A 9755-nucleotide genomic window follows, 5' to 3' on the forward strand; every position below is an offset into this window, starting at 1 on the left:
CAGAGCCGCCCGCCCCCGACCGGCCCGAGGAACACCTTTGATCGATGTGCACCGGCTGCGCGTCCTGCGGGCCGTGGCGGACCACGGCAGCTTCAACCGGGCCGCCGCGGCCCTGCGGCTGACCCCCTCGGCGGTCTCCCAGCACATCGCCGCGCTGGAGCGCGGCCTCGGCCACCCGGTGGCCGAGCGCAGCACCCGCGGGGTCACCCTGACCGAGGCCGGCCGGCTCCTGGTGGAGACGGCCGAGACCGTCACCGCCGAACTGGACCGGGTCCGCGCCCGCATCGACCGGCTGGCCGCCGACCGGCCCCGGCTGACGGTCGCCACCTTCACCAGCGGCGGCCGCCACCTGCTGCCGGGGGCCCTGTCCGCCTTCGTCCGCGCCCATCCGGAGGTGGAGCTGACGGTGCTGGAGGCCGAGCCGGAGGCCTCGCTGCCGATGGTGCGGGCCGGTGCGGCGGACCTGGCACTGGCCTACCACTTCGACGGCCCGCTGCCCTCCGGCACCGGGCTGTCCTGGCTGCCGCTGCTGGAGGACCCGCTCCACGCCGTCCTGCCCGCCGGGCACCGGCTCGCGGGGCGGGAGGCCCTGGAGCCGGCCGAACTGGCGGCCGACCGCTGGGTGCTGGGCTGCATGAAGACGGAGGCCTTCCTGCGCCGCTACGCGGACCGGGCCGGGTTCGAGCTGCGGATCGCCGCGTCCACCACCGACTACTTCTTCTCCCAGACCCTGGTCGGCGCCGGGGTGGGCGTGGCGCTCGTCCCGCACATCGCCCTGGCCCCGCCGCCCGGTACGGCGGTGGTCCCCCTCGCCCCGCCCCGTCCGGCCCGCCACCTCGGCGTGGCCGTCCCCCGGCGCTCCCCGCACCCGTACGCGACGGCCCTGGCACGGGCGCTGCGCACCTCGGTGAGCGGGGACGCCGGAGGGCGCACGGCGGGACCCGGGCCGGCGGAACCGGGGACGGCGGACCCCCTCGCGTAGGAGCATGGGAGCGGCCGGGGGCAGTCGCGGAGGGGGCCGGGATGTTCGTCGCGTACGTGGCCGGCGAGGGGCGTTGGGCGCTGTGGCTGGTCTGCGCCTGCTACCTCGTGGTCGTCTACATCACCAGCCGGGGGCTGATCGCGGCCCCGCGCTACCGGCTGCTCCAGGCCCGTCTGCACGGCTGCCGGGTCCGGGCCGGGGTCTGCGCGGCCCGGACGGCCCCGGACGGGGCGGACCCCGCCGCCAGGGCGGCCGTGCTGAAGGCGGTCACCGACCGGCTGGACCGGCTCGAACGCAACGGGCAGGTGGCCTGGCGGCTGCTGCCCCGGCGCTGGGTCGTCGCCATCCCGCTGTCCAAACTGGCCTCCGCCTGGCGGGTGCTGCACGAGGCCGAGGCACAGCTCCTGCGCCTGGAGGACCCCGAGGAGACCGCCCTGCGCGCCCGGGCGCTGCGGCTGCGCCTGGAGGACGGCCGGGACCCGGCCGACGAGCCCCTCGCGCGGGAACTCGCCGCGCCCACCGGTGACCCGGCGGCCGGACGGGCCGCGCTGATCGCCGTCACCGAGCGGCTCTCCGAACGCGAGGACGGCGCCTTCGAGCGCGAGTACGAACTCCAGCGCATCGCCCTGTGGCTGGCCCTCATCGGCCTCGGGGCGGTGCTGCTGAACGGCCTGGTCCTCGACCACCGGCTCTCGCTCCTCCTCGGCGGCCTGGGCGGGTTCCTGTCCCCGCTCGTCGGGGTCATGCGCGCGCAGCGTCCGGCCTCCTGGGGCGTCCTCGTCCTGGCGCCCGTCGGCGGGGCGCTGGCGGCACCCGCCGGGCTGTTGCTGGTCCGGATGCTCGCCGACCCCGAGCTGAACCTCCTGGGGCGGGTGTTTCTGGACAATTCCTGGGGCTCCCCCGCCCGGCCCATCGCCCTGGCCATCGCGCTCCTGTTCGGCTTCTCCGGCACCCTGTTCTCCCGGCTCGCGCTCGCCGCCACCGGCCAGCTGGTGCCGGTGGCGGACCGGGGGGCGGAAGGACGCAAACAGGCCACCGGACGCGCGTGATCGCATGACGGACCGCTCGGCGGCCCGGGATCATGGAGGTCCGGCGGAACAGTCCCCAAGGAGTGGTGATGCGGGTAGCGGTGGTCACGTTCGACGGATTCAACGAGCTCGACAGCTTCATCGCCTCGGCGCTGGTCAACCGTTGCCGGCCCGACGGCCTGGAGGCCTTCATCACCACGCCGACCCCCGTGGTCACGTCGATGAACGGCGTCGAGGTGACGGGCCAGCGCCCGATGGAGTTCGTGCGGGAGGCCGAGGTCGTCCTGATCGGCAGCGGCATCAAGACCCGTGACGTGATCGCGGACGACCGGCTGCTGTCGATGCTGCCGCTCGACCCCTCGCGCCAGCTGATCGGCTCGCAGTGCTCCGGCGCGCTGGTCCTCGCCCGGCTCGGGCTGCTCGCCGGCCGGCCCGCCTGTTCGGACCTGACGACGCGCCCGTTCGTCGAGCGGATGGGCGTCACCGTGCTGGACGAGCCCTTCCACGTCGAGGGGAACGTCGCCACGGCGGGCGGGTGCATGTCCTCGCTGTACCTGGGCGCCTGGGCCATCACCCGGACCCTGGGCGAGGAGGCCGCGCGCGCCGCCGTCGCCTACGTGGCACCGGTCGGCGAGCAGCGCGAGACCGTCGAGCGCACGATGGCCGCCATCGGCGTGCGGGACTCCGCCCTGCGCTGAGCGGCCGGCCTGCGGCGCCGACAACGCCTCCCGCCGGTCGGCTCGTTGGCCACCCGGGGGCCGCGCGGCTAGGTTCTGGCCCCATGCAACGACGACCGCTCGCCCTCGTCCTCGACGTCCTGCTCATGCTGGTGGGCGCCCTGCTCGGGATCGCGACGAACTACGCCACCAACGTGGAGGGCGAGGTGCCGTTCCCCCTGCGGCTGCTGCGCCAGTGGTCCATACCCCTGGTCGGCATCGGGCTCCTCGCCCTGGTCGGCGGCCAGCTGTGGCTGCGGTGGCTGGAGCGTCGTCCGGTGGCGGCCCCCGTGGCGTGGACGGCGGGGCAGCCGCCGTACCCGGGCCTGGAGGCCTTCGGGGAGGAGGACGCGGCCGTCTTCTTCGGGCGGGAGCCGGAGACCGCCGCGCTCGTGGCCCGGCTGCACCCGGCGGCCCCGGCCCGGGCGAACCGGTTCGTGACCGTGGTCGGGCCCTCCGGCTCCGGCAAGTCCTCGCTGGTCCGGGCCGGGCTGCTGCCCGCGCTGACCGGGCGGCGCTCGCGCTGGACCGCGTATCCGGCGATCACCCCCGGCACCGACCCGGTGGGCGCGCTGCGGCGGGCCCTGGACGGGGCCGTGGCGGACGGCCGGCCGCAGGTGCTGGTGGTGGACCAGCTGGAGGAGCTGCTGACCCTGTCGGGGCCGCGCGAGCGGGCCGCGTTCGCCGCCGCGGTGCGCCGGGAGCTGGCCGGCCGGCCGCGGCTCTGGCTGGTGGGCACGCTGCGCTCGGACTTCCTGACCGGGTTCCTGGAGGAGGAACTCGCCTTCCTGGTGCGGGATCCGGTGGTGATCGGGGCCCTGGAGCGGGAGGCGCTGCACGAGGTCGTGGCCCGGCCGGCCGCGGCCGCCGGGGTCTCCTTCGAGGCGGGGCTCGTCTCGCGGATCGTCGACGACTGCGGGGGCGGCGACGCGCTGCCGCTGCTGGCCTACACCCTCCAGGAGCTGTACCGCCTGGCGGGCGGCCCCGGGTCGGTGATCGGGTACGCGCACTACCGCGAGGCCGGCGGGGTCGCGGGGGCGCTCGTCGGGCAGGCCGACCGGATCCGCGCCGAACTGCTGGGACCGGACGCGGACTCCGGACCCGGACCGGACCCGGTGGTGCGGACCCTGCTGCGGCTGGTCACGGTACGCGGCGAGGAGCCCGTCCGCAGCCGGCTCGCGCGCGCCGAACTGACCGCCGCCGAGCAGGAGATCGCCGACGCCTTCGTGGCGGGCCGGCTGCTGACCTCCGACGCGGGGGTCCTCGACCTGGCGCACGAGGCGCTGCTGCGCCGCTGGCCGCCCCTGCGGCGGGCCGTCGCCGGGCACGTCGAGGAGCTGCGGCGGCGCGGCGAGTGGGAACGCTGGGCCCAGGAGTGGGAGTTCGCGGGCCGCGGGGAGGCCTTCCTGCTGACCGGGGAACGGCTGGCGGCCGCCCGCGCCTGGCGGGCACGGCCCCCCGCCGGGCTGGAAATCTCGGCGCTGGTGGCGGAGTACGTGGAGCGCAGCACGCGGGCGGACGGCGCGGCCCGGGCGCGTACGGCGGACGCGGTGGCGGCCCGGGTGCTGGAGAGCCGCGAACCGGAGACGGCCGTCGCGGTCGCCCTCGCGGCGGTCACGGAGTGGGCGCCGACCCCGGCCGCCCTCCAGGCCCTGCGGACCGCACTGGACGCGTCCCTGCTGCGGGCGGCGCACGGGGAGTCCGGGGCGGAGGTGACCGGGGCGGCCTGGTCCCCCGACGGGTCGCGGCTCGCCGCCTGCGCGGGGGACGGCCGGGTGCGGGTCTGGCGGACGGACGGCCCGGACGGGGAGCCGGACGGGGGGCCGGACGGGGGGCCGGACGGGGCTCCGGACGGGGGCCGCGCGGAGCCGGTCGTCCTCGACGTGCCGGGGGAACGGCCCCGGGCGGTGGCCTGGTCGCCGGACGGCGCCCTGCTGGCCTGCGCCACCCGGGACGCCCGGCTCACCGTCTGGGACACCGCCGCCTGGCGCCGGGTGGCCGCCCTGCGGCAGCCCTTCCCCGGGGGCGGAGCCGGGGAGGCGCTCGGCGCCCTCGCCTTCTCCCCGGACGGCCGCCGGCTGGCGTCGGCCGGGGCGGGCGGGGAGCTTCGGCTGTGGGACACCGCGTCCTTCGCCCCGGCCGGATCGCTGCGGGCCCCGGCGGCCGGGATGCTGTGGAGCGCGGCCTGGTCCCCCGACGGCGACCGGATCGCCGCCGCCGGGGAGGACGGCGCCGTACGGATCTGGCGGGCGGCGGGCGGGGAGCCCGTGCCGGCCGGCCCCGCGCACGAGGGCGGGGTGACGGCCCTGGCCTGGTCCCCCGACGGGGCCCTGCTGGCCTCCGCCCGCGCCGACCGCACGGTGGTGCTCCGCGACCCGGCCACGGGTCGGGCGGTGCGCTCCCTGTCGAGCATGGACCGGATCGACTGCCTGGCCTGGTCCCCGGACGGGACCCGGCTCGCCGCCGGCGACCGGCACCGCAACGTCCGGATCTGGGACCTGCGGGACGGGACCCCGGCCGACGGGGAGGGCTCGGCGCTCTGGCTCACCGGGCACCTGGACTCCGTACGCGCGGTCGCCTGGGCCCCCGACGGGCGGCGGCTGGCCACCGCCTCGCGGGACCGGAGGCTGGCCGTCTGGGACACCGCCGCGCCGCCGAACGTGCTGCGCGGGCACACCGAGTCGGTGTGGCAGCTCGCCTGGTCGCCGGACGGGGCGCGGGTGGCCAGTGCGTCGGAGGACGGCACCGTACGGCTGTGGCCCGCACCGCGGTACGGGCCGCCGCGCGTCCTGGCGGCGGGGCAGTGCGGGGACCTCGCCTGGTCCCCCGACGGCTCGCGGCTCGCCGTGGGCCGCCGCGACGGCACGGCCGTGCTCTGGCTGCCCGACGGGACCCGGTCCGCCGAACTGCCGGGCGCCCACGGCGCGGAGGTGTCGACGGTGACCTGGTCCCCGGACGGCACCCGGCTGGCGACGGGCGGACGCGACGGCCTCGTCCACCTGCGGGACGCCGCCGGCCGGGGGCCGGTCCTGGTCCTGCGCGGGCACGGGGACTGGGTGACGGGCTCCACCTGGTCGCCGGACGGCCGCCGGCTGGCCACCTGCGGGACGGACCGCACGGTCGTCGTCTGGGACACCGCGACGGGCGAACGGCTGCGCACCCTGGAGGGGCACGAGGACCAGGTCTGGGAGGTGGACTGGTCGCCGGACGGGCGCGTGCTGGCCACCGGCTCCCGGGACCGCACCGTCCGGCTGTGGGACGCGGACGCGGAGGGACCGGCCGCGGCCCTCGCCGTGCTGGCCGGGCACGACGACCGGGTCCAGGACCTGGCCTGGTCCCCGGACGGCACCCGGCTGGCCTCCGTCTCCCGGGACCGGACGCTGCGGCTGTGGGACCCGGCGGCGGCCGCGCCCGTCGCCGTCGTCGGACTGCACGCCGACTGGGTCAACGGGGTGGCCTGGGCCCCCGACGGCAGCCGGATCGCCACCTCCTCGCGCGACCGCACGGTCCGGCTGTGGACGCCGGTGGGCCCGGACGGCGCCGGGCCGCTGCTGCGCCTGGCGGCGGGGCGCGTCCTGCACCCGCCCACGCCCGAGCAGCGCCGCTCCCACCAGCTGCCGCCGCCGCCCGCCGCGGACCCACGGCCACGCGGGTGAAGTGCGCCCCGGCGCCGGTTCCCGCCCGGGGCGGGGCCCGTTGGAAGGGCGTGAACACCCCCATAGACTCGATAGACGCCCACCTGCCCTGCCTGGCCGCGGTCCCGGCCGCTCCCGCGCGCCCGGTCCCCCGGGGCGTCCCGTCCCGGGGCCCGTCGGCCGTCCCGCCCGCCCCCGCCGAACCGCCGGACCCGGGCGGGCCGCCGCCGCCCCTCGTCCGGTCCCGGCTGGGCGGCGGGGTCCTCTCCGTGACCCTGGCCGGGGAGTTCGACCACTACAGCTGCCTGCCCCTGCGGGCGCTCCTCGACGAGGGCGCGGCGCTCGGCGCCCGCCTCCTGGTCCTCGACGCGGCCCGCGTCACCTTCTGCGACTCCGCCCTGGCGCACCTCCTCGACCGGTGGGCCCGCGACGGCCGCACCTGGGAACTGGCCTGCGGGTCGCGCTCCGTACGGCTGCTGCTGGACCTGTGGGAGCGGCTGGGGCGCGTCCCGGCACCTCCCGGACGGGACGGCCGCCCGGCTGCGGAACGGGAGCGGGAGTGAGGGCGTCACTTCCGCGGCCCGGGTGTCGTTAGGCGCTCGGGGCTGATTCGGGGGACGAAGGGATGGCGTGAATGCGGCAGTTTCCGCTGGAGATGCACCAGGTGGCGCCGGGGCGCCTCGTCGAGTGGCGGTTGCGCTCCACGACCGCACCGGGGACGGCGGACCGGAAGGCTTCGTTCAATCAGGACAAGCACTTCACCGTCGCCGAGGAGAGCCGCGCCGACGGCGACCGGGTCGCGTCCTTCGTGGCCGTCACCTTCGAGATCGACGGCGCCCTCGACGCGGCCGTGCTGGCCCGGGCCCTGCTGGGCTTCGTCCAGCGGCACGAGGTGCTGCGGTGCGAGTTCCTGCGGCTGGCCGGGGAGGTGTCCTGCGCTCCCCTGCCGGCCGCCGAACTCGCCCTGGAGGCCGAGGAGGTGGCCGCGCACGGTTCGGCCGGGCGGCTGGGGGCGTTCCTGTCGGAGCGGTTCCAGCGGAGCATCGACACGCTGTCCTGGCCGCTGTTCGTGATGGGCGCGGTGGTCCGTCCCGACTCCGCGACCGTCTACCTGGCGTTCGACCACATCGTCTGTGACGGCATGTCGATGCCGGTCGTCGCCCACCAGGTGCTGACCTCCTACGAGGCGCTGCTGCGCGGCGAGGAGCCCGAGCTGCCGCCGGCGCCGAGCTACCTGGACTTCGCGGACGAGCAGCGCCGCCGCTACCTGTCCATCGACGCGGACGACGAGCGGCTGGACTACTGGAAGTCCTTCATCGGGCGCGGCGGGGAGTTCTTCCCCCGCTGCCCGCTGGACCTGGGCGTCGAGCCGGGCCGGATGTACCCGATCGTCAACGAGGCCTCCTGGCTGCTGGACGCCGCCGAGGCCGAGGTGTTCGAGAAGGTGTGCCGGGAGACCGGGGCGAAGCCGTTCATGGGGCTGCTGGCCTCCGTCGCCGTGTGCCTGCGCGAGGCCGGCGGGCCGGGGGTGTACCGGGGGTTCATGCCGGTCAGCGAGCGGGGCCGGGAGAAGTGGACCAACTCGGTGGGCTGGTTCGTCAACACCCTCCCGATCGAGTTCGACGCCTCCCCCGGCCTGGACTTCGCGCAGGTGACGGCCGGGGTCCAGGAGGGGTTCCGGGAGATGATGCGGCACCTGGACGTACCCTTCGTCCGGGCCTGGGAGCTGCTGGCGCCGGAGGAGTTCGCCCTGCGGTCCTGGCCGTACGCGGTGAACTTCTTCTCGTACATCGACATGCGCCGCTGCCCGGGTGCCGAGCGGCACGAGGAGTGGCGGCCGACGACGCACGTGTGGTCGGCGACGGGCAACGGGACCTGCTCGTGGTTCCAGCGGGACGCGGACGGGCTGCACATGAACTCCCTGTACGTGGACACCCCGGCCGCGCGCCGGACGATGGACGACTTCCAGGAGGCGCTGCGCCGGACGGTGCAGTGCGTGGCCCGCACGGGCGGCTTCCGCAGGCCGGTGGGGCTGACGGCGCCGCGGCGCCCGGAGCCGGACCCCCGGGCGGCGCGGGTCAGGGGCTGAGGAGGGCGGCGGCCCGGCCGAGGAGCAGTTCCCGTTCGCGGGTGTTGCGGGTGAGGGAGGCCGCCCTCTCGAACTCGGCGCGGGCCTCGGCCGCGCGCCCGAGCCGCTCCAGCAGGTCCCCCCGTACGCTCGGCAGCAGGTGGTAGGAGCGCAGGGCGGGTTCCGCGGCGAGGGCGTCGACCAGCGGCAGGGCCGCCGCGGGGCCGTCGGCCATGGACACGGCGACGGCCCGGTTGAGCTCGACCACCGGGGAGGGCAGCAGCAGCACGAGGCGCCCGTAGAGGGTGGCGATGGCCGTCCAGTCGGTGTCCTCGTAGCGGACGGCGGCCGCGTGGCAGCCGGCGATGGCGGCCTGGAGGGCGTAGGGGCCGCTGCCGGCGCGCTGCAGGGCGTCGGCCCCGCGCCGGATGAGGAGCCGGTTCCACCGGGCGCGGTTCTGGTCGGCGAGCAGGACCGGTGCGCCGTCGGGGCCGGTGCGGGTGGCGGTGCGGGAGGCCTGGAACTCCAGCAGGGCGGCGAGCCCGTACACCTCGGGCTCGTCCGGCATCAGGGCGGCCAGCTGCCGGGCCAGGCGCAGCGCGTCCTCGCAGAGGGCGGGCCGCAGGAGGTCGTCGCCGGCGGTGGCCGCGTAGCCCTCGTTGAAGATCAGGTAGATGACCTCGAGGACGGAGGCGAGGCGCTGGGCGCGGTCGGCGCCGTAGGGCACCTCGAAGGGCACCCCGGCCCTGGCCAGGGTGCGTTTGGCGCGGACGACGCGCTGGGCGACGGTGGGCTCGGGGGCCAGATAGGCGCGGGCGATCTCCTGGGTGGTGAGCCCGCCCACCAGGCGCAGGGTGAGCGCGATCCGGGCGTCGGTGGACAGGACCGGATGGCAGGCGGTGAACACCAGCCGGAGCAGGTCGTCGTCGATGTCGTCCGGCTCGGCGGGCTCGGCGGGCGGGGGCACGTCCTCCAGGGCCCGGCCGACCTCGGCGAGCTTGCGGGCGTAGGTCTCCCTGCGGCGCACGAGGTCGACGGCCCGGTGCCGGGCGGTGGCCATGAGCCAGGCACCGGGCCGGTCGGGGATCCCGGAGGCGGGCCACTGCTCCAGGGCGGCGACGAGGGCGTCCTGCGCGAGTTCCTCGGCGATGCCGACGTCCCGCACGATCCGGGTGACGCCGGCGATGATCCTCGCCGACTCCATCCTGAACACCGTCTCGACCGCCCCGGCCGTGGTCACTACATCTCCTGGATCTCGCGGACCTCGGCGCCCACGTGCCACGAGGCCGGATGGGTCTCGAGGAACCGCTTGGTCCACTCCAGGGC

The 9755-nt window shown here is 77.0% G+C and carries 7 protein-coding genes; 6 read left to right on the plus strand and 1 reads right to left on the minus strand.

Annotation, left to right across the window (positions count from 1 at the left end):
• The first annotated feature begins 37 nt into the window (after positions 1 to 37).
• The 6 genes from ACFVXK_RS30795 (at position 38) to ACFVXK_RS30820 (ending at position 8450) form a co-directional block, all read left to right on the plus strand.
• Complete coding sequence (locus ACFVXK_RS30795; protein ID WP_389617978.1) at positions 38 to 982, plus strand: LysR family transcriptional regulator; 945 nt, start codon at positions 38 to 40, stop codon at positions 980 to 982.
• A gap of 41 nt (positions 983 to 1023) precedes the next feature.
• Positions 1024 to 2031 carry a hypothetical protein gene (locus ACFVXK_RS30800; protein WP_389617981.1) on the plus strand — a complete coding sequence of 336 codons (1008 nt, stop codon included), beginning with the start codon at positions 1024 to 1026 and terminating at the stop codon, positions 2029 to 2031.
• A gap of 68 nt (positions 2032 to 2099) precedes the next feature.
• The gene (locus tag ACFVXK_RS30805; RefSeq protein ID WP_389617984.1) at positions 2100 to 2708 is read left to right on the plus strand and encodes a DJ-1/PfpI family protein; all 609 of its coding nucleotides are present in this window, start codon (positions 2100 to 2102) and stop codon (positions 2706 to 2708) included.
• 83 nt (positions 2709 to 2791) lie between these two features.
• Positions 2792 to 6382, plus strand: a complete 3591-nt coding sequence (locus ACFVXK_RS30810) for an AAA family ATPase (RefSeq protein WP_389617986.1) — start codon at positions 2792 to 2794, stop codon at positions 6380 to 6382.
• A 50-nt stretch (positions 6383 to 6432) separates the two neighbouring features.
• Positions 6433 to 6924, plus strand: a complete 492-nt coding sequence (locus tag ACFVXK_RS30815; RefSeq protein ID WP_389617990.1) for an STAS domain-containing protein — start codon at positions 6433 to 6435, stop codon at positions 6922 to 6924.
• A 71-nt stretch (positions 6925 to 6995) separates the two neighbouring features.
• Positions 6996 to 8450 (plus strand): condensation domain-containing protein, encoded by a 1455-nt coding sequence (locus tag ACFVXK_RS30820; RefSeq protein ID WP_389617993.1) that lies wholly within the window; start codon positions 6996 to 6998, stop codon positions 8448 to 8450.
• Here the strand turns inward: ACFVXK_RS30820 and ACFVXK_RS30825 are convergent.
• Positions 8440 to 9633 (minus strand): RNA polymerase sigma factor, encoded by a 1194-nt coding sequence (locus ACFVXK_RS30825; RefSeq protein WP_389618000.1) that lies wholly within the window; start codon positions 9631 to 9633, stop codon positions 8440 to 8442. The genes ACFVXK_RS30820 and ACFVXK_RS30825 overlap by 11 nt on opposite strands.
• Positions 9634 to 9755 lie beyond the last annotated feature (122 nt).

This window comes from Streptomyces sp. NPDC058157 (genome assembly GCF_042884105.1).
Lineage (GTDB): Bacteria > Actinomycetota > Actinomycetes > Streptomycetales > Streptomycetaceae > Streptomyces.

Coding starts and splice junctions, on each gene's coding strand:
- ACFVXK_RS30820 (WP_389617993.1), top strand. CDS start 6,996: ATGCGGCAGTTTCCGCTGGAGATGCACCAGGTGGCGCCGGGGCGCCTC.
- ACFVXK_RS30805 (WP_389617984.1), top strand. CDS start 2,100: ATGCGGGTAGCGGTGGTCACGTTCGACGGATTCAACGAGCTCGACAGC.
- ACFVXK_RS30800 (WP_389617981.1), top strand. CDS start 1,024: ATGTTCGTCGCGTACGTGGCCGGCGAGGGGCGTTGGGCGCTGTGGCTG.
- ACFVXK_RS30825 (WP_389618000.1), bottom strand. CDS start 9,633: ATGGAGTCGGCGAGGATCATCGCCGGCGTCACCCGGATCGTGCGGGAC.
- ACFVXK_RS30810 (WP_389617986.1), top strand. CDS start 2,792: ATGCAACGACGACCGCTCGCCCTCGTCCTCGACGTCCTGCTCATGCTG.